The sequence below is a fragment of the Actinokineospora xionganensis genome (assembly GCF_014323725.1).
Classification (GTDB): domain Bacteria; phylum Actinomycetota; class Actinomycetes; order Mycobacteriales; family Pseudonocardiaceae; genus Actinokineospora; species Actinokineospora xionganensis.
In genome coordinates this window covers 36,547-54,902 of sequence record NZ_JABVED010000027.1, presented here as the reverse complement: position 1 = coordinate 54,902, position 18,356 = coordinate 36,547, and the positions used below count along the sequence as shown (strand labels likewise).

The following is an 18,356-nucleotide window of genomic DNA, read 5'->3' as shown; positions in this document are numbered from 1 at the left end:
GCCGCCTACGGGGATTCTTCACTGGCCACGGTCATAGTAGGCAACATCGCTGACCGCGATACCCGTATCCGAGGGCAGCCTGTTGTCCGGGTACAGCGTTTCCAACTTGGACGAACTCGCAGCAGCTGGCTCGTACGAGCACACCGGTCCCGACCGGCCAGAAGAACCTGATGTCCCAGCGTTTCTGAGCCCCGTGCCCCCAGGAGCTCCCGGTGAGACCGCACCTACGTCCACCGACGGCTCCCCGAACTTTCCACCGTGGTCATTGGGTACCACGATCACGTCGCCACCCTGTTGGGCCACAGCCGTCGAAGTTCCCAGCACGCCGATCCCGAGCGCGAGAAACGCAACAACCAGAGTTCGGAACATCAGCACGTCCCCCCGGGGTAGTCGATCGACACGACCAGCCACGCACCCGCCGCGTCTCGAACAAGCGAGCCGTTGATCGGATTCCGGGCAACGCCGACCGTTCGCGGTTTCCCCGTCGTGGCGTCAGCCTGACCCGACTTCGACGCGTCCTGGCAATCCCGCACCTCAGCCCGATCGCCGCGAACCTGGACATCAGCGACGCGGGCGTACACGTCCCCGTACAGCTTGATGCCGTGATCGCGCTGAATCCGGGTCGCGTCGACCAGGCGAGTAAGCAGCGGCTCGCCAGCGACCTTTTCCAGCGTCGGGCGCCACTGCTCCTGCGGAAGCTGATCGATACTCCAGGAGACCGACCAGAACTTGACGTAGGCGTTCTCGACGACCCGACGCTCGGTGACCGCAGGGTCGTCAGGAAGAGACTCCACGAACGAGACAGTCGTGGATTGTGGAGGCGCAGCCTGTCCAGCGCCCTGATCGCACGCAGCGATACCCGCACCGGTCAGCACGGCCAATGCCGCGAGAGCTAACCGGCGAGATGACGGGAACGCGCCTGAGCGCGGGGTGGGAACCATCTGCTCAGCTCTGACGGCTGTGTCGTCACCTCCAGCCCTCCCCAGAACAGCACATCACATGCTGTGACGCAAGCCGCATTCGCAACTACTTTTCGACATCGCGCCTGGTCACAGTATGTGTCTAGCTGGGCCAACGACTCACGATGGTGATCCACGCACCCAGCATCAGGAACGGGCCGAGCGGCAGATCGTCGCGCAGTGTCCGGCGCCCGGTGAGTAACAACCCGACGGCGACCACGGCCGCGACGAGGAACCCTGTCGCCACCCCCAAGATCACCTGCGGCCAGCCGAGCCACCCGAGGTAGAAGGCGAGAACCCCGCCGAACTTGACGTCACCGAAGCCGAGCTCCGACGGCCACAACAACGCGAGCACCAACAGCGCTCCGCTCGTAACCCCCGCGGCGAAGATGGCCCGGAGCAAACTGCTGACGTCGTGGTGGATGATCGCCGTCACGCCAAGCAGCGCCAAACCCGACAGAGTGAGTGCTGCGACCATGACATCGGGCAACCGTCGGGAGCGGATGTCCGCAATCGCGAGAGCAATTCCGAACAGCACCAGTCCGAGAAATGCCGGGAGTTCGACAGCAATACCCAATCTCGCACCCATGCCTGCAGCGCCGACGGCTGCCACTGCCGTCGCCGTGACCACGCCGGGTCCAGCGAGTCGGACCGTGCACGGCAAACGCCCCGGACGGTCTGCGCCCACTCGATCTGCCCACGCGACGAGCGCAGGACCAGACAGCAACCCACACAGTGCGCCGACGCCAGCACCGGAGAGATCCACAAGCCGACCGTACGACCGTACGCGCGTCGCCGCTCGCCCATACTGTGCGGAAAGCAGGCGTCGGGTTACCGCGTTTGAGCGCTTTCGTTCGCTTGGATTTCTCGCCACCACTCGGACACCGTGGAGCCAGCCCGGTACAGCATCTCGGCCTTCTCGCCGTTCTTGCCGGGCGAGCCCTGCCACTTCTCGATCGGCCACATCCCCTCGCCGAACAGTGTCTTGCTGACACGGCTGATGCGGGCGTGCTCGTTGCCCTGCTGGACGGCGTCGAGGCCGGACACAGCCAGAATCTCGCTGAACCTCACAACCTGGTTCGGCCTGTCGGTCGTCGTCACGAACAGGGCCAGGACGCCGGGAAGGTTCCTCAGCTGGTCCCACAACGCCACCAGCATCGGCCGTGTGTATCTACCCTCGCGGGGGACTTGAACCGCGATGGCGTCATTGACCCCGTCGATGTCGTCGAGCATGCCTCGGAGGGTTCGCACAGTGGCCTCGGCCTCGTTCAGAGCCTTCGCCACCTGAGTGCGGAGTTGCATACTCATCTAATGCCCTTTCGCGCCCGACACCGTATGCTGAACATACGGTGTCGCGTCCGACACCGCAAGGATGGAGCGCCACCTTCGACGGGCGTGGAATCGTGGCCTCATGGCGACACAGGGCGACGCGCAAGGCTGGGGCTACCAACGAGAGACACCCTGGCCGCCAATGGACACGCGAGGCGTTACCACTGTCGGCGGCCGTACGTTCCATCGCGACGAGCGATGTCACGGCTACCAGCAGGGCGTGCGCAACTCGATCAAGGCTGGCCGCAACGTCAATTCCATCGAGACGCTTACTGCACAGGAGGCCAAGGGGCGCGGCAAGTCCGCATGCCGCGTCTGTTGGACATGAACCGCCCTCGCGTCAGCCCGATGTCCGTGTGTCCGTAGGGTCGCTGTCCGGGCGACCAAGCGCCTGACGGATGAAGGACACGAGTGCCCGCATATGGCGCTCTACCTCACCGCAGACGTCCGTGAAGGTGGCTAGGCCGCGGCCGTAGTAGCGGCCCATGGTGCGCCCCGCAGCCAAGATCACCGATGCAGTATCTGCGGCGAGTTCGACGTGCAAGTCCTCAAAGTTGCTGGTGGACGTGCGGACGCCGCTGCCGTCATAGGAGAACTGCAGGGTTCCCCAGGGGCGTACAGCCCAACCGGCGTGGTGGGCGAGACCGCTCCACAGGTGGTAGTGGGCCCGGCCCTCGGTGCCCATGAAGTCGGTGATCACCTGTGTGGGTGCGAATCCGCGGACTCGCCCGTCCACAACTATCCCCAGGTCTCCCGAACGCCCATACCTGTTGACCGCAAAGCCAGCGTTCTCGACGATCTTCCGGATCGCTTCGACCGATGCGGCAGCGCCGGGCGCTGGGCCTCGACCGCCCTTGCGCGCGGCGCACGCCGACCAGAGTTCCACCCTCGCGGAGTGCTGTAGCCGTTCGTCTTCGTTGGGGGCCAAGGACCAGTGGAGCATTGCAGCGGCTTCCAGGAGCGACCGAGCAACGGAGTACGGGGCCAGCCCAGGCCACTGGCGTGGGTCCAGTCCGTCCTCGCGTAACGCACTTGGCGGGTAGGCCATTGCGAGCAGCTTCAAGTGGTGGAGCACGCTCTTCGCGGAGTCGGTACTGGCGAGTTCGGCGGCGAACAGCAGCGACCCCCGACTGGTGGCCACGGCGTCCATATCGTCGGCGACGGGATGCCACTGCTTCCAGGGGGCCGACATGTCGCAGTTCTCGTCGGTGATCAAGGTGAGCCACGTGTCGCGCAAGGTGCAGTAGGCCCAGGTGAGAGCGTCGAGGGTAGAGGGACCTTCAGGGTTCACCTGCCTAGCATCGCAGGGCTTCGCGGTGGCCCGATGGACCGCCGCACTGGACGCCCCGACGTCCGAGGCCGGTTGTGGAGCGTCCCCACACGCAGCTGCACGATCAGTTGCCGATCAAGGCCCGTCGAAGCTGGATCGTCGCCCGCGGCCCAGCGGAGGTCGATGCGGCCGACCACCTGCCGACCATGCGATCAAGCCCGGCCGGTCGCGATCTGGCCCCAGTTCGACGCTTGATTGAACTGTTCAGATGTAGCCTGTGTGCAGGGAGGCGTGATGATCAGCCCGTATGTGCGCCGACAGCGGTTGGCCGTAGAACTGCGTGTGTTGCGGGAGGCGGCCGACCTGACGCACACCGAGCTGGCGAAGCGGATTGGCCAGAACAGGATGAAGATCACCCGGTTGGAGAACGGGCACAACGTTCGGGACAGCCAAGCCACGGTGATGCGGATCATCGACGAACTCGGAGTTGACGGGAAGCGGTGGACGGAGATCATGGCCGTCGCGCGGGACGCTTCCGAACGTGGCTGGTGGGCTTCGTTCGGACAGGCGATGGGTGCCCGCCAGGCCCTCTACGCCGACCTGGAGGCAGGGGCGTCGGCGATCGCGGAGTTCCAGCCGTTCATCCCAGGGCTATTGCAGACGCCGGAGTTCGCTCATCAGCGGCAGGTGGCCGAAGCGGAGATCGGCCCGGTGACATTTCAGGCAGAGCGGGCGGTGGAGGCGCGGCAGACGCGGCAGCGAATGCTGCGCCGCCCGAATGGGCCCGCCTATGAGGTGGTGCTCGACGAGATCGCCCTCCGACGGTTGTCGGCCCCGCCGGAGGTGATGGCCGCGCAGGTGGAGCACATGGCTGGGTGCGCCCGGGAATCGAAGATCACTGTGCGGGTGCTGCCACTGGCCGCAGCCGTCAGGGGGTACGTGACACCCCGTTCAGCATTCTCGCTCTACACCTACCCGGACCAGGGCGACCCGCGGGTGATCGCCGTGGACACCGTCACCACCGACGTAGTGCTCACCTCGCTGACTGAGGACACTCAGGTCACCCGCTATACCAACCTCTACAAGCGGTTGCGCCGCGCCGCGCTCTCCCCACGCGAGAGCGTGGAGTTCCTGGTGGGCGTGGCCGCCGAACTCGCCGGCAAACAGGGAGCGTCATGATGACCACCCAGACAGAGCTCGACCTCGCCCGCCCGTTCACCAAGTCGTCGTACTCCAACGGTGGCGACAACTGCGTCGAGGTCGCCGTGACCCACGACGGGCTGGTCGCCCTGCGCCATTCCCGCCACCCCGAGCAGCCCCCACAGATCTACACCCCCGACGAGTGGATCGCGTTCCTCGCCGGTGCCAAGGACGGCGAGTTCGACCTGTAACAATTGACCGGAACGCACAAGTACAAGGAGTCCCGTGGAGTTTCGCCCGATTGAGCGCACCCATGATGCGTTTCAGCAGCCGGTGACCGCCGAACAGATCCGAGCCATGTGCAGCAGGGCGTTCGGATCACGGGTCGAGGTCATCTCGGCTGTCGAACTCGGCAACGGGATGTACAACAACACCTACCGGGTCGACATCGGCGGGAACGGTCCGGTCATCCTTCGCGTAGCACCGGAACCCGCCCGCCAGTACCGCATCGAGCGGGAACTGATGCGCAATGAGCATTCGAGCGTGCCGTTTCTGGCGCCGATCGCGCCGATGATTCCACGCACGCTCGCAGCAGACTTCACCCGCGAGATCATCGGCCGTGACTACTTGTTCCAGACGATGCTCGACGGGATTCCAGGCCCGGAAGGCATCGGGAACTATCCCCGTCCTCAGTGGACATCGTTCTTCCGGCAGATGGGGGAAATCGCCGCGAGCATCCATGCCGTTCGGGGAGAACACTTCGGCCCTGTGACCGGCCCGTGGTTCGACACCTGGAGCGAGGCGTTGATCGCCCACTTCACTGACCTTGCGGCAGACCTGGACGACTCCGGTCTCGACGCGACGGACGTGCGGGAAGTCGCCGCCGCTGCGCACAAGTACGCGGCAGTTCTGGACGAGGTCACCGAACCGCGGTTGCTGCACGGTGACCTGTGGACGGTCAACGTCATGATGGACCCCGACGCTGCTGAGCCCACGATCAACGGGGTGTTCGACAACGATCGGACATCGTGGGGGGATCCGGAGTCCGACTGGGTGATCTTCATGGCGGGCAAGAAGCCCGGAACGGAGCGGGATGCGTTCTGGGAGAGCTACGGGCCGCGACCGTCTACGGCCAGCGCAGCTCAGCGGTCGCTGTTCTACCTGGCCAAACACATCGGCGCCCTCCGTCTGGAACGGCATCGTCTTGGGAACGCCGAAGCGGTGCCGGAGTCGTACGAGCAGATGCGGGACGTGCTCGATCAGCTTAGGTAGGCGTCGCCTGCGCGGACCGTAGCTCGGCCAGGAACTGGTCCATCGGTTGGACAATGGCGCGCAGGTCGATGTCGTGCAGGAGCACGGGTGTGTGGCCGAGCAGGCGTGTGCCCGCGGCGATGAGGAAGGTGCGGTTGATCGCATCGCTGCCTCGCTTCGTGCGTGGTGCCTGATAGAGCAGGTACGCGGCCGCCAGCCAGGCGGCCAGGGCTGCGGCCCGGCTGGCGTGGTCTTGGGCGAGCAAGGTCATCGCGCCATGGAAGGTTGTCGTGCGGTCTGTTTCCAGTGCGCTGGCGGCGTAGATCAGATCGCCATCGGCAATGATGCGCGAGGTGTCCCCGCACTGTGCGGCGATGCGGGCGATCATCTCGGTTGCGGCGTGGTGGGCGGCCCTGCCTCTCAGCAGTCGCATTCCGCCCACGACACGACCGTCGGGCAACGTGACTTGGTTGTTCACGACATCCACGCCTGGCGATCGGGCGAACCTCGCCGCAGCCAAGGCGCCGATCTGCCGCATCGTTCGACTGGCGGGGGTTTCCTCGCCTCCTATGTACGTTCGCGTAGCCGGGTCCCAGACTGCGTTCTCGCGGAGCCGCTCGTGCTCCCCGACCCGGAAGAGGTTGGGATTGTCGTCGGTGATCGGTGTCCGGAAACGCTCCGCGTGGCCCGCGGCGTAGCGGCCGCTCGGGAAGGGGCTGGACACCGCGATCCGGTACCGCCAGTTTTCCGCCGCTTCAAACGCTGTCGTGAACACCGCGACCCGGTCGTTGACGTCGCCGGCCGCGCGCAGGCCGTCTGTGATGGCCTGATGGAGTAAGAGCGCAGCCTGAGTCTGTTTGCGAGCGAACTCACGCACTCGTCGCTGGCCGATCGGATCGTTGGTCCGCAGGATCAGTGCAGGCGTGGGAAATGCCTCAGCCGTGATCAGCTTGCGAGATGGCCGGGTCATCACGAGTCTCTATGGTTGCGGAGTGACTGCTTGTCCGTTCGATGGGCTCAACCCGAATCCGAACCTGGGCTAGCAGGTGGTCCGCGTGGTCATCGACGGACTGCTGATCAGGGCCGACCACAACGAAGTTGCCCAGCCGACCTGCGTTGTCCTTTGCTCCGCCCACCACCTCGCCCACAGCCTTGCGCACACGAACGATCGGAACCTGGGGACTGCGCTCGGGAAGCCCTGTAATGGCTGCCAGGAGGCCTTGGTGCGGGTTGGTCAGGAACCGCACAGTGGCGTAGTGATCACGAGTCGGTGCGAGTTGGGCGGGGCGGCCCAAGGCGACGTCCAGGCAGGCCGCCCACGGGTCGATGCCGAGTGCGTGATGAATAAGGAAGCCGATGTGGCCTGCGCCGAGTCTGGCTCCAACCTCGATTACTGTGCATCGCCCGTCGGGTGTGAGCATCACTTCGGTGTGCGAGGCCCCATTGCGAATGCCGACCGCGGCGATGGCTGAGTTCACTCGCCCGTGCACGGTTTGTTCGACCTCCAGCGGTAGGAAGGCTGGCAGTCCATGGCCTAGTTCGACCCGGTGCGCGCCGCCGGTGACGATCTTGCGCGTCAGGCACAGGTGCGTGCTCACCCCGTTCTGCGTGATCGACTCGACACTGTACTCGGCGCCTTCGATGAACTCCTGGACCAGGACGTGCGGATCAAGCGACATTCCGTACATGCCTTGTAGTTCGCAGGCAGCACGGAACGCGGCGATCGCCTCGGTGGCGCTCTGCGCGACAGTGACTCCAGCTGAGCCCGCCCCATCGGCGGGCTTGACGACGCAGGGGAAGGCGAGTCGCCCGCTCGCGCAGAGGCGGAGCACCTGATTCTCTCTCGCCAGAACATGGGTGTGTGGTGCGGTGACACCGCGGTGGGCGAACTGCCGGCTCATGTCAGCCTTGTTGCGGGCAGCGGTGGCCAAAGCCGGATCGTTGCCCGGTAGGCCCAGCTCAGCACAGACCTCGGCAAGCATCGGCGTGAGGTACTCGTTGGTGGTCAACACCGCGTCGGCGCCGACGCGGCGGGCGTAGCCGACGATGTCGTCGCAGGCTCGTTCGTGCCGGGAGAAGTCGGTGATCAGGCAGCCGGACAGAAGCTGGCGCAGGTCGGAGCCGTAGTTGACGTGGTGATCGGATGTGGTGGCGGCATGGACTTGGTGACCCATGGCGGTAGCCGTCGCTACGAGGGCGCCGGACTCGGGGCCTGCGGCTTCCAACAGGAGGATTCGGGTCACGACACGTAGTCCTCAAAGGCGCCGTCGCGGCGGGTATCCAGGGTGAAACAGTGGAAGCCGCCGCCGAACAGCCGCCGGTGTCGGTGCCGTATGGGGACGGTGTTGAAGCCCTCGGCGTCGAGTGTCTTGATCAGGCCGGTGCAGTCCTCGTTGACCAGAACGGTGTCCGGGCTGACCGACAGGACGTTGAGGTCGATGTAGGGGCTGGTGAGAACCAAGTCCTCGTGCTCGTCGTAGGTGGGGAACGCGCCCGGGTCAGGTTCCGGGGCGACAATGAACTTCCACGACCGCAGAGGCTCAGGGAGCAGGTCGCGGATGCCGTCGTGGCGGGCCAGGAACACCCCTGGCTTGAGTGCCAGGAGCATGCTGTCGATGTGGTTGTCGGCCATCCGGTGCACGCTGTGAATGCGGTAGCGGCGATCGAGGTGACGCTCCAGCCAGTCCAGGGCCATCCTGTGGTTGTCGTGGGCGACATTGACCACCAAATCCTTACCTAGTCGCAGGACTTGGGCGCCGTCGAGCATCATCTCGAAGCCGACGTCGTATGGGCCCGGCTGGGGATCGGCGATCGGCTCAGTGGGTCCCCCCAGGGTGGTCGCCTCGTCGCGGGCGTAGGACAGGTCGAACGACAGATCGGTGAGCAGCGGCCGGGGCATCGTCGTCCATCGAGCCCCGGATTCGTAGTAGCGGCGGAAGATCGGTGCCAGCAGACGGGTTTCCAGGTAGCGGGATCGGATCGCCGGTGGCGTCTCGATGATCTCGTCGCCAAGGATCAGGGTGTTGTCGCGGATGTTCAGCGCCGGTGTGGGTGCGGCCTGCCAACCCAGACCGGCGATGGGCGCGGCGTTCGGCGGTAGCGGCAACGGCCGGTGCACGGTTACGTCGAGAGCGGCGAGAGTGGCGGCCAGGTCCTCGACGTCTTCGTGGAGTTCCTCGGTGTAGCGCCGCTTGATGGCCCAACTGTGTGTGGTGCGGTCGCCTTCGGCGGCGGTCAGGCGGGGGTAGGCCCAGTCAGACCGGAACCCCCGCAGGTTGTCGTGGTGGAACAACTCGAAGGTGACGTCGCGGTCGTGGCTGAGGTAGTTCTCGGCGGAGCCGACGATGATCTCGCGTAGCGGCGTGAAGTCGTCGTGGCTGTTCAACTGCATGGCGGACTCCTCGTGTGCTGTGCGGCATGGTCGGGGCAGGGGTCACCGGGTGTTGGCCGTGGACGGTAGGTGGCGCTCATGAGTCGCGCGCCCGCGTCGCGCGCGCAGCAGAACACCGTCGGCGGCGATCTGGAGGGTGCGCTGTTCGCTCCACCCGGCGAAGCGGTACTCGCCATCTGGCCCGGCTGGTACGAGGGCGAGCACCCGGTCATCGGCGATGAGGTTCACCTGCCGGCCGGTTACGGCGACCTGCCAAGGCTGGAGTGGGCCATCGAGGGGCTGGTCGTGGGCGAAGTCGGTGAACCCGCTCGGTAGCGCCGTCGCGTAGGGGAGCACGACCGGGAAGCGAGTGCGTTGCGACGTGGCCCGGTTGAACAGCACATCGCCGTCGTTCAACGCGGCCTGCCAGGCCTGGGGGAACATCTCGGCCAACTCTCGGGTGAGCAGGGCGTCGATAACCGCGTGCACTCGCGTAACCGGGCCGGTGTTGCGCACCATGTGCTCGCGGGAGAAGTCGCCGTACCAGAACTGTCCGGCCGACCAACAGTGCTCCACGCCGTCGAGGACCAGTACCGCGCCGGGATGGGTGATCAGCGGGATGTGTAGCCGCATGAGACCGCGGTGCAGGGTGTACTTCGGGTCGCAGTGGGGTTGGCAGGACGCGCCGGAACCCAGCGCCATCAGGCGGACGGCGTTGAGCGGGGCTGGGATCGATTCAAGGATCTCACGCAGGTACGGCAGCCGCTCCAGCCATTCGGTGGGTGCGAAGTCAACGGGGCCAGGGCCGCCAGGATCGGTGCGATCCGGGTCGCCGCCAGGGCTTCGTAGCGGCAGAACCCGCCAGTCAATGGCAGTGGCCGCGCCGACTCCGCCGCCGGGAGCCTGAATGCGTTGCGGCGCCCAGCGATGGCAGGTGACCTCGGCAAGCTCGTAGGCGAGCCGATCGGCGTCAAAGGACGGGGCGAGGCGAACTGCCTCGGACAGTGGCGGATGCTCAGATGCGTTCATCGCGGTTTCTCCCCAGATCCGAGTGTCAGGAGGCGGGCGGGCGCGGCACACCGACGTGGTCGCTGGCGCTGAACGCATTGGCGGGGACGGCAGCGAACCGTGCGTCGAGCTTCTCGAACATCGCCTGGCGGTCGGTATCTGTCGCGTAGGCGATGCAGAACACGAACTGGGCGCGGTTCACCTCGAGCGGTATCACGGGCATCGAGACGATCACCCCGGTGCGGGTCGCCGGGTCATAGGCGCAGCCGAGCTCGTCGACGGCCGTGAGGAAGGCGTCGAAGTCCGGGACCGCCCAGGTCGGCGGGACGTGGTACTCCACCACGGACCGTTCCGGGACAGCTGCTGTGTTGACGATTCGGCGGGCAATGACCTGGTAGATATGCAGCGACCCTGATACCTGGGCGTTGACCTCGGTGAACACCACCCTGCCATCGGTGGTGACGATCGCGTCCGCGCTCAGATGACCCCGGTACCCAAGGGCGCGGTAAGTCTCGGCTAGCAGCGCCCCGCCGTGGCGGAGCTGGGCGCGGACACTGTCGGTCACGCCGCGCAGCGGGACGATCTGGTGGCTCAGGCGACGCCCGACGTAAAGCAGCGTCCCCATCTCCGTCGGCCGTGTCCCGTCATCGGCGGCAATGTGCTCGGAGTACACCGACACAGCCTCCGGCGCGAACTCCTCGATGACGACCGGGAACCGGTTCTGCGCAGAGGCCCAGTCCCAACGCTCTCTCCAGTACGCCTCGATTGCCTCCCGGCTGTCACCGTCGAGCCGATGCAGGTGGCGGGCACCGACGTGATCGGAGGCGAGCGACACATCGCGCAGCAGGAGCTGGTTGCCAACACCTGCGCCGTTGTGTGCCTGCTTGACCACGACCGCGCCCGCCCCGTCCAGCAGCGCGGCGGTGGCCGCAACCGCCTCGCGCTCGCTGCGACACACCGCGCCCGCCGGGATCGGCACCCCTGCCGCTGCCGCCAGCGCCCGAAAGGTCGCCTTGTTGTTGCCCAACTCGCCACCGCCCTGGCCGAAGAACCCGGCTCCGGCGAACTTGTCTTCAATGCCCAGGGCAGCCGCGAAGCGCGACACGTGCGCAGAGGGCCACAGCGCGAAAATCTCCTCGACCTGGTCCAGACCGCCCACGCCGAGGGCGTCACGAACCGCACGGACGAACTCCGGGCTGGTCAGGCTCTCCGGATCAAGCAGGCGACCATCATGGTGTCCCGCCGGAGGCACCATGACGCGCAGGTTGGCTGGCTCTGCACCCGTGAGCGATGTCGCGTAGGTGAAGAACTGCGGGTCGGGTTCGTCGCACAGCACGATCAGGTCGCCCTCGCGCGCGAACCAGACGATGCGCTGCGTCCAAGCCCGCAGGTCGCCCCGGTCGCGGATTGCGGGGTCGATGTGATTGCCGATGAGGATCCTCACGGGTACTCCCAGGTCGCAGCGGGGCGTTCAGGGGCAGAAAGTGGCTGGCAGCAGGTCGAAGGCGCGCATGGTCGCGGTGTTGCGCCGCACGGGAGGGCTGGCCGCATGCAGCCTGGTGGGGTTCTCCAGCAGACTGGAGATCAAGGCGCGCAACGTGGTTTGCGCAGCTACCGTGCCGATGCACGAGTGAGTGCCCCAGCCGTATCCGAGGTGCCGGTTGGGCAAGCGGTCCAGCAGCAGTTGCTCCGGGTCCGCGAACTGGGCAGGGTCGTGGTTGGCGGCGGCGAACAGGATCAGCACGGTCTCGCCCGTGTTCACCGTGACACCGCCGACCTCTACGGGCGCGGTCGCGATTCGGCTCGTACCCTGCACCGGCCCGTCGAAGCGAACCAACTCGTCGACGCCGGTACGCAGGACCGCGGAATCGCGCATCCGGTCCAAGGCGTTCGGGTGCCGCAGCAGGGTGTGCACGGCGTTGCCGACCGCGGCGACCATCGTGCTGTAGCCGCCCTGGAACATCACTCGCGCGGTGTTGCGCACATACAAGTCGAGATCGGTGTCGGAGCTTCCCTTGGCGTGCTCCCTGACGTGCGACAAGAGTCCGGGCCGACCGGACGTTCGGAACCATGACTCCACCAGAGCGCTCAACTCCCGCCGGGCCATCCGCCCCGGCTCGGCCACAGCCGGATCAAGGCCTGCGTCCATACTCCGCATGATCGCGTCCGAGATCGAGACGAAGGAGTCGACATCGGGTTCGTCGACGCCTAGCAGGTCCGAGATCACGGCCACTGACAACGGTGCCGCAACTTCCGCCATCACATCGAACTCCGCACGGTCGGCGAGCTGATCGAACCGGGCGTCCAGCAGACTCCGCGCCCGACGCCCGATGGCGTCGAGATCCTGCGCCCGCAACGCGTTCATGAACAAGCTCCGCACTGGGAACTGCTCCGGCGGATCGAGCGACTGTACGCTCAGACTCGGCTCCGACACCGCTGCTCCGGTCCGCCGCCGGTCACGAGCGAACCGCACGTGATCACGCAGTACGGCCACACAGTCCGAATACCTGGTCAGCGCCCAGGAACGCATGCCCTCGTGCCAGAAAACCGGTGTGCTGGACCGAAGTTCGGCCAGAACGGGATAGGGATTCGCCAACGTCGCCGGGTCCAGTGGATCGTAGGTAGTCAGAGATGACATCAGCTCTCCTCGCCGGTGCGTGGTTGTGTTCGCGGATCGGGGCACAGGGTCCGGCGCACACCCCAGACCGGCCCTGTGACCCGACTACCGAGATCAGTGGTCGTAGAACATGGCAGACCCCCTCCTCCGTCAGCACGAAACTGAACAGTTCAGTTTCTCTAACAGTCCTCGGCATTGCCTTGTTCACAGAGGTTGGCGCTGACGGAGCCAGCATCACGGGTCGACCTGGCCGTGATCGGCCTCTATCGAGCGCTGAAGTCGTTGGTATGACACCAGATCTTGTTCACGTTCATGGTTGGTTCCTGCTATTCCTGGGTTTGGAGCAATACCGCAACGGGTTGCAGATCATGCTGGCGGATCGCCGGTGCCCAGGCCCCTCAGTCCGTCGAGGATCTTCTGGAGCACGACCGGATCGGTTTCAGCCCATGTAGGGCGGTCCGAATCCTCGGCGGGCATGGTTGGAGGTGGCCGCCGGTTCCTGCGCGGCAGTGGGAGCCGTTGGGTGTCCTGTGTCTCAGGCTGTATGTCAATGAGTTCGACACGGACGACCTTGCCGCCGACGTCGGGTACGTAGTGCGTCCGAGATCGCGCCTTTTCCTGATGTCGTTCGCGAGCAATCTGTGCGGGCGGCGTTGAGTCGGTGTCCCATACTTCGATCAGCAGGCGGTTGTTCGTGTAGCAGACCATAACTTTGATCAACTTCAGGTCGAGTCTGATCAGCTCGATCGGCTCGGGCCGTTGGACGTCGAACCCCGTGGTGCGAACGGCATCGGCGACGAGGTTGGCCACCGCGCGGTCGGCGGCCGGGATCGCGGAGTGCATTCGCCAGCGTTCGAGGACGTCGCACACGAATCGGCGAGCGCAGCCGACAGCGGTCGGCAGTGCGGCAAGCCATTGCTCGGCGGCCGGTGTGGGTGACGGCATGGGTAATCCCAGTGCGAGCGAGGCGGCCCGTGTGTCCTCGGCGATCAGAGCAGAGGCTGCCATGACGCTCCTGTTCCTCGACTCACGTGGTTAAGAGCGTCGCGGAGATCGCGGGCGCTGTGGCTGTCTTGGCGCTGCACTTGCGCCGCACTGGTACCGAAGTGCTACATGCTGGCCTGGATCAGGGTGTGGGTTCCGGAAGTCCGCCACCCGGGGGCAAGACTGCGCACGATCTTCAAGGCGGTGAGGTCGATTCCTCGCTGGCCTCACGGAGCGCGGCGTCCTCGGGCGTCTCGCCGTCGCGGACGCTGCTGGCCGGGACCCGGATGCCGACCCTCTTCGTAGCTGTAGACGGTGTGCCGGAAGGCCAGCAGCTTGCCGTCGCGTACGACGCAGCAGACGACCTTCTCCTCGAGACTTTCTCTGGCATGGCGTCCTCCCTGTCGCGGTGGGTCCTGCTGACCAGACTCTGATGGTCAATCGCGCCGTAACGCTCCTGAGCGGCATAGCGACCGGGTGCGGTCTCGATCCAGCGTGGCAAGGTAGCCAACTCAACCCCGAAGCCGAGTCCCGGAACAGAGCGTCGATGCGGCGTTTGTGCGGCGCGAATGCGGCCTGACCTGTGATGAGCGGCGGAAACAGTGCGGAACGTAGTCAGCGGCATTACGCGCGATTCACCCGTTTCCCGGTCGACGTGGGCGGAACGGCTGCCAGACTGGATGCTGCACTGGGCGGAGGGGTGTCTTGTACGAACGTCGGATGGCTTTCGCGGCGCGGCGTGCCGCCTTGGGCTTTACCCAGGAAACGCTCGCCGAACGGCTCGGCATGGAACGGTCGGCGGTGGTTCGCTGGGAAAGCGGGAAGTCCGCGCCGCAGCCGTGGGTACGGCGCAAGATTGCCGCGGCGTTGGCGATCACGCTCGACGAGCTCGCCGTTCTGCTGTCGCAGCCTGCTGTTCCAATGCTGCGGCGTGGCGCGGTGGAACAGTCGGACCTGGTCCACGCGGGGATCCCCGCGCTGAGGCGAGTCCTCGACGCCTACGACCTGCCCGAAGATGGGCCCACCCGCGGCATCGCCGAACTTGAGCGTGCTGTGGCCGATGTTGTCACCAGCCGCCTGCAGTCAAACTACGGGGCGCTCGCCACGCTGATACCTGCTCTGCTGTCCGAACTGATGCGCGCGTTCACCACCAGCTCGGGCGCGGAGCGAGTCGCGGTGGCGCGCTTGCTGGTCCAAGCGTACCGGGCCGCCGACGCCATTGCCGACAAATATGGCTACTACGACCTGTCGGCCCGGATCATCGGCCTGATGGAATGGGCCGCTCGCGCGGCCGAGGACGACCTGCTGATCGCGACTGCCGCCTACGTGCGGGCGGAGACGTTCTTCGCCAACGGCGATCTCCAGACCGGCCGCCGAATGCTCGAACGCGCAGCCACCCGGGTCGAGCACGAAGCATCCGCGCAGGCAGCGGCCGTCTACGGAGCGCTGCACATGCGCGCCGCCGTCACCGCAGCCCGTGCGGGTCTGGCAGCAAGCGCACGCGACCACCTGGCCGAGGCCAGCAGATGCGCCTTCCAGGTGGACGAGGGCGTGTACTTCGGGACCGCCTTCGGACCCGCGTCGGTCCGCATCCACCAGGTGTCGCTTGCCGTCGAACTCGGCGACGCCGGCACCGCGCTGCAGTCAGCAGCCGGGTGGTCTCCGCCGATCAGCCTTCCCGCCGAACGGCGTTCCCACTTCCATGTCGATCTCGGTCGCGCACACCACCAGGCCGGGCGGCACGATCGGGCGCTCGACGAGTTCATCGCGGCCAGAACGACGGCACCGGAGCACATCCAGGCCCACCCTCAAGTCCGCGAGGTCATCCACCACATGCACCAGTCGAGCCCCGCCTCGAGCGCGCTACGCGACTTCAGCCGGTGGATGACCCAGCCTGCGTCGACCGGCTGACCATCCTGGCTAGCTCAGCCAACGAGTCGATCACGGCATCGGCCCGGGCCGCGACCACGGGGTCATCCGCCCACAGGTGCCCCCATGGCCCGCGCCGGACCATCACGGCTCGCAGGCCCGCGTCCGTGGCAGCGACGACATCGTTGTCGCGGTGGTCACCCACGTAGACGATTTCATCCCGCTGTCCGGGAGCGAAGTCGGCCACACGGTGAAAGAACAATGGATCCGGCTTCGCCACGCCCCACTCGCCGGATGTCGCGATCGCATCCACGGGGAGATCCAACTCGCGCAGTAGACGTGCGGCCTTGACTGTCTGGTTCCCGGCGATACCCACCCACACGCCGAGATCCCTCAGGTCGGCCAACGCCGCTCGAACGTCCTGGTAGAGGTCGGCCTCATCGATCTGTTCCCCGCACCCGGCTTGCTCTCGCAGCTCGCGTTCGGCCGCCAGGTCGAACCCAGGACGGAAGTACTGGAACGTCTCGGCGTTGTCCCTGCCCGCCGCTGTCACCGCACCGAGCACTGCGGAGAAGGTGTGGCGGGGTACTCGAATCCAGTCCGCCCACGCCCCGAACTCACGGGTGTCGTCGAGCAGGGTCTCGCCGACGTCGAACACCACAGACCGAATCACGCCGCTCCTCGCTCCCGCCGAATCAGGCAACCGCCGCCAAACGTTAGCCGCAGCCGCCAAATCAGGTGGCGGGGCAACCAGCCCGGCGCAGGGCAAACGCGCAGGTCCAGCCAGGCAGGCTGCATCGACAGGCCTCAAACGCACCAAAAACGCCCAGCAAAACGCCTCCCGTTGGCCTCAAATGGCCAGCCGCTGCCACTTATAGTGATCATGTCAACACTTGCAGTAGTCTGCGCTGGCCTCCCGACCTACGACCTGCCGGCATCTGGCGGCGATGCCGCGTCGGCCTCCTTCCAACATCGGTCGGCCCCGCGATGCCGACACAGTTCCGCTACGGGTCTTCCGTCCCACGCCGATGCGGACCGCGGAACAGACGGACTCTGAACACACGGGCCCCGTCAACCCCTTCGTGGCTGGTCATCGCCGGTGACGCCTCATGGACGCCCGGTTTCCGCGCTGATCACGCTCTGGTCGCGCCTCTCCCACGCCGGTTGAGTGATCACCACAAGAGATGGATCTTCGAAGGAGTGCCGAGTGTCGTCGTTGCAGGAGTGCGCTGCTCAGCTCAACCAGCTGGCGGAGAAGTTGCCGTATGGCGCGGTCGGCCATGTCAGCACCGAGTTGGAGCAGGTCGGCCAGCAGGTGATGCAGATCGTTCAGGGCACGGGCCACGAACAAACGGCGGGTCAGATCATGGCCCTCAAGGAACAGATGGTCCAGCAGTTGACGGACCAGTTGGGCATGATCCGGAACGTCCTGGAGACGACCGCGGCGGCGGTGCTCGGGCGTTGAAGAGCTGGCCCTACGGCGCCAGCGGGGCCACCAACTCCCGTCGCGGATGCATCGCCTGCCAGGCGGCGACCCGCGAAGATGCCTCCAGCGGTCTGGGAGCGGATTCAGGAGGGCAACAAGTTCAACGTGGAGCGTCGGCCCCACTACCCGGTGAATGAGATCAGACTTAGCACTGGCAAGGTCGTCGACTCGTATCGGGACGGAGCGGAAATCGTCGAACGTAAGCATACCCAGCTCGCCGAGATCAAAGAGGAAACCGCTTTCGGGTATCTGGCAGCGATGAGTCGTAAGTATTCCCCCGGCGAGGAGATCGCCGATTCACCACGGAATCGTGACGAGTTTCCCGAGTTGGTTGGTGAACCACTCGATGGTGTCATGATTCTGGAAGTTCCGCCCCAACGGATCGATGTCCCGCGCGCCATTCTGGAAAGGGCTGCGGAGTTGGATGTTACGATTCGAGACAGCGAAGGCAAGGAGTACACCCTGTGAGCGACGTGACCGCCGCATCCGTCCCCCGGCCGATCACCTACTGCGAGCGCTGGAACAGCGTCCTTCGCAAGCCCATCACGGTGCTGAGCGACGAGCAGGCCAACGCGCGGCACCAGTCTGGCGAGCTGTACACCGCTGTGATCGGTGATCTGGGTAAACCGGAACTGCTGATAGAGGTCCGGCTGGAGCGTGACTATGTCGGGGTCTGGTTCTTCGATGAGGACAGCACGCTGCGTGTCCTCAAATACACGTTCAAGCGAACCAGTCCCGACACGATGTTTATGACCAAGGTCGGAACCTGGTCGTACGCCGAGGACGCACGGCAGGATCTTCGTGGCGCGCACACGATAGAGAGTGTTCATTACCAGAGCGACGGGACGGTTCGGCAGGAGTCGACGGATGTCGTTGCTGCTGAGACGACGGTATCTGAGTATTCCGGAGTTTCAGTCGACATTAACGCTGAGCCCGTGCCCGTATTCGGTCAGTGGGATTCATTGGCCCGGCGTGATCGAGCGGGCGCCTGACCGCCAACGACCAAGGGTGGATCTGCCGCTACGGGGTCCGGGTATGTTGGATCACGGCCCATGATCAGGGGTGGTGACGGC

At 65.7% G+C, this 18,356-nt stretch carries 19 protein-coding genes; 7 read left to right on the top strand and 12 right to left on the bottom strand.

All coding sequences use genetic code 11. The features are described 5' to 3' along the window. Positions 1-368: 368 nt before the first annotated feature. The 4 genes from GPZ80_RS29585 to GPZ80_RS29570 form a co-directional block, all read right to left on the bottom strand. Positions 369-881 (bottom strand): hypothetical protein, encoded by a 513-nt coding sequence (locus GPZ80_RS29585; RefSeq protein ID WP_187224400.1) that lies wholly within the window; start codon positions 879-881, stop codon positions 369-371. A gap of 181 nt (positions 882-1,062) precedes the next feature. Then, on the bottom strand, positions 1,063-1,590 hold the full coding sequence (locus GPZ80_RS29580; RefSeq protein WP_187224399.1) for a prepilin peptidase: 528 nt from the start codon (positions 1,588-1,590) through the stop codon (positions 1,063-1,065). 200 nt (positions 1,591-1,790) lie between these two features. After that, a complete protein-coding gene (locus tag GPZ80_RS29575) occupies positions 1,791-2,192 on the bottom strand; it encodes a hypothetical protein (RefSeq protein ID WP_187224398.1) in 402 nt (133 codons plus the stop codon). Positions 2,193-2,628: 436 nt separating this feature from the next. Then, a complete protein-coding gene (locus GPZ80_RS29570; protein WP_187224397.1) occupies positions 2,629-3,504 on the bottom strand; it encodes a hypothetical protein in 876 nt (291 codons plus the stop codon). Positions 3,505-3,852: 348 nt separating this feature from the next. On the opposite strand from GPZ80_RS29570, the gene GPZ80_RS29565 reads away from it, so the two are divergent. Genes GPZ80_RS29565 through GPZ80_RS29555 form a run of 3 tightly spaced genes read left to right on the top strand, consistent with a single transcriptional unit; the run spans position 3,853 to position 5,970 of the window. Next, the gene (locus tag GPZ80_RS29565) at positions 3,853-4,737 is read left to right on the top strand and encodes a helix-turn-helix domain-containing protein (RefSeq protein ID WP_187224396.1); all 885 of its coding nucleotides are present in this window, start codon (positions 3,853-3,855) and stop codon (positions 4,735-4,737) included. Continuing rightward, complete coding sequence (locus GPZ80_RS29560) at positions 4,737-4,949, top strand: DUF397 domain-containing protein (RefSeq protein ID WP_246477604.1); 213 nt, start codon at positions 4,737-4,739, stop codon at positions 4,947-4,949. Before GPZ80_RS29565 ends, GPZ80_RS29560 begins: the two co-directional genes overlap by 1 nt. Positions 4,950-4,983: 34 nt before the next feature. Then, entirely contained in the window at positions 4,984-5,970 is a 987-nt protein-coding gene (locus GPZ80_RS29555) for a phosphotransferase family protein (protein ID WP_187224394.1), read from the top strand. Here the strand turns inward: GPZ80_RS29555 and GPZ80_RS29550 are convergent. The 7 genes from GPZ80_RS29550 to GPZ80_RS29520 all read right to left on the bottom strand — a co-directional run bounded on the left by GPZ80_RS29550 (position 5,963) and on the right by GPZ80_RS29520 (position 13,952). Then, positions 5,963-6,919 carry a hypothetical protein gene (locus tag GPZ80_RS29550; protein WP_187224393.1) on the bottom strand — a complete coding sequence of 319 codons (957 nt, stop codon included), beginning with the start codon at positions 6,917-6,919 and terminating at the stop codon, positions 5,963-5,965. The genes GPZ80_RS29555 and GPZ80_RS29550 overlap by 8 nt on opposite strands. Further along, positions 6,885-8,192: an ATP-grasp domain-containing protein gene (locus GPZ80_RS29545; protein ID WP_187224392.1), complete on the bottom strand. Its 1,308-nt coding sequence runs from the start codon at positions 8,190-8,192 to the stop codon at positions 6,885-6,887. Before GPZ80_RS29545 ends, GPZ80_RS29550 begins: the two co-directional genes overlap by 35 nt. Beyond that, the gene (locus GPZ80_RS29540; protein WP_187224391.1) at positions 8,189-9,340 is read right to left on the bottom strand and encodes a glycine amidinotransferase; all 1,152 of its coding nucleotides are present in this window, start codon (positions 9,338-9,340) and stop codon (positions 8,189-8,191) included. Before GPZ80_RS29540 ends, GPZ80_RS29545 begins: the two co-directional genes overlap by 4 nt. 42 nt (positions 9,341-9,382) lie before the next feature. Beyond that, a complete protein-coding gene (locus GPZ80_RS29535; protein ID WP_187224390.1) occupies positions 9,383-10,348 on the bottom strand; it encodes an aspartyl/asparaginyl beta-hydroxylase domain-containing protein in 966 nt (321 codons plus the stop codon). A 25-nt stretch (positions 10,349-10,373) separates the two neighbouring features. Further along, positions 10,374-11,771: a preATP grasp domain-containing protein gene (locus GPZ80_RS29530; RefSeq protein WP_187224389.1), complete on the bottom strand. Its 1,398-nt coding sequence runs from the start codon at positions 11,769-11,771 to the stop codon at positions 10,374-10,376. A 27-nt stretch (positions 11,772-11,798) separates the two neighbouring features. Further along, complete coding sequence (locus GPZ80_RS29525; protein ID WP_187224388.1) at positions 11,799-12,692, bottom strand: cytochrome P450; 894 nt, start codon at positions 12,690-12,692, stop codon at positions 11,799-11,801. Between the two features lie 618 nt (positions 12,693-13,310). Then, positions 13,311-13,952 (bottom strand): hypothetical protein, encoded by a 642-nt coding sequence (locus GPZ80_RS29520; protein WP_187224387.1) that lies wholly within the window; start codon positions 13,950-13,952, stop codon positions 13,311-13,313. 696 nt (positions 13,953-14,648) lie between these two features. Here GPZ80_RS29520 and GPZ80_RS29515 point away from each other — a divergent pair. Next, positions 14,649-15,839 (top strand): helix-turn-helix transcriptional regulator, encoded by a 1,191-nt coding sequence (locus GPZ80_RS29515; protein WP_187224386.1) that lies wholly within the window; start codon positions 14,649-14,651, stop codon positions 15,837-15,839. Here GPZ80_RS29515 and GPZ80_RS29510 read toward each other — a convergent pair. Next, complete coding sequence (locus GPZ80_RS29510) at positions 15,802-16,470, bottom strand: HAD family hydrolase (RefSeq protein ID WP_187224385.1); 669 nt, start codon at positions 16,468-16,470, stop codon at positions 15,802-15,804. The two genes, GPZ80_RS29515 and GPZ80_RS29510, sit on opposite strands and share 38 nt — an antisense overlap. Positions 16,471-17,004: 534 nt before the next feature. On the opposite strand from GPZ80_RS29510, the gene GPZ80_RS29505 reads away from it, so the two are divergent. The 3 genes from GPZ80_RS29505 to GPZ80_RS29495 all read left to right on the top strand — a co-directional run bounded on the left by GPZ80_RS29505 (position 17,005) and on the right by GPZ80_RS29495 (position 18,275). After that, positions 17,005-17,262, top strand: coding sequence for a hypothetical protein (locus tag GPZ80_RS29505; protein WP_187224384.1), 258 nt, complete (start codon positions 17,005-17,007; stop codon positions 17,260-17,262). Between the two features lie 78 nt (positions 17,263-17,340). Then, positions 17,341-17,751 carry a hypothetical protein gene (locus GPZ80_RS29500; RefSeq protein WP_187224383.1) on the top strand — a complete coding sequence of 137 codons (411 nt, stop codon included), beginning with the start codon at positions 17,341-17,343 and terminating at the stop codon, positions 17,749-17,751. Beyond that, a complete protein-coding gene (locus GPZ80_RS29495; RefSeq protein WP_187224382.1) occupies positions 17,748-18,275 on the top strand; it encodes a hypothetical protein in 528 nt (175 codons plus the stop codon). The genes GPZ80_RS29500 and GPZ80_RS29495 overlap by 4 nt, the downstream gene beginning before the upstream one ends. The last annotated feature ends 81 nt before the right edge of the window (positions 18,276-18,356 follow it).

Bases quoted from the DNA above. Each gene is read 5' to 3' on its own strand.
- GPZ80_RS29575 (WP_187224398.1), bottom strand. From the start codon at position 2,192: ATGCTCGACGACATCGACGGGGTCAATGACGCCATCGCGGTTCAAGTC.
- GPZ80_RS29565 (WP_187224396.1), top strand. From the start codon at position 3,853: ATGATCAGCCCGTATGTGCGCCGACAGCGGTTGGCCGTAGAACTGCGT.
- GPZ80_RS29560 (WP_246477604.1), top strand. From the start codon at position 4,737: ATGACCACCCAGACAGAGCTCGACCTCGCCCGCCCGTTCACCAAGTCG.
- GPZ80_RS29550 (WP_187224393.1), bottom strand. From the start codon at position 6,919: ATGACCCGGCCATCTCGCAAGCTGATCACGGCTGAGGCATTTCCCACG.
- GPZ80_RS29540 (WP_187224391.1), bottom strand. From the start codon at position 9,340: ATGCAGTTGAACAGCCACGACGACTTCACGCCGCTACGCGAGATCATC.
- GPZ80_RS29535 (WP_187224390.1), bottom strand. From the start codon at position 10,348: ATGAACGCATCTGAGCATCCGCCACTGTCCGAGGCAGTTCGCCTCGCC.
- GPZ80_RS29525 (WP_187224388.1), bottom strand. From the start codon at position 12,692: ATGAACGCGTTGCGGGCGCAGGATCTCGACGCCATCGGGCGTCGGGCG.
- GPZ80_RS29520 (WP_187224387.1), bottom strand. From the start codon at position 13,952: ATGGCAGCCTCTGCTCTGATCGCCGAGGACACACGGGCCGCCTCGCTC.
- GPZ80_RS29515 (WP_187224386.1), top strand. From the start codon at position 14,649: ATGGCTTTCGCGGCGCGGCGTGCCGCCTTGGGCTTTACCCAGGAAACG.
- GPZ80_RS29500 (WP_187224383.1), top strand. From the start codon at position 17,341: ATGCCTCCAGCGGTCTGGGAGCGGATTCAGGAGGGCAACAAGTTCAAC.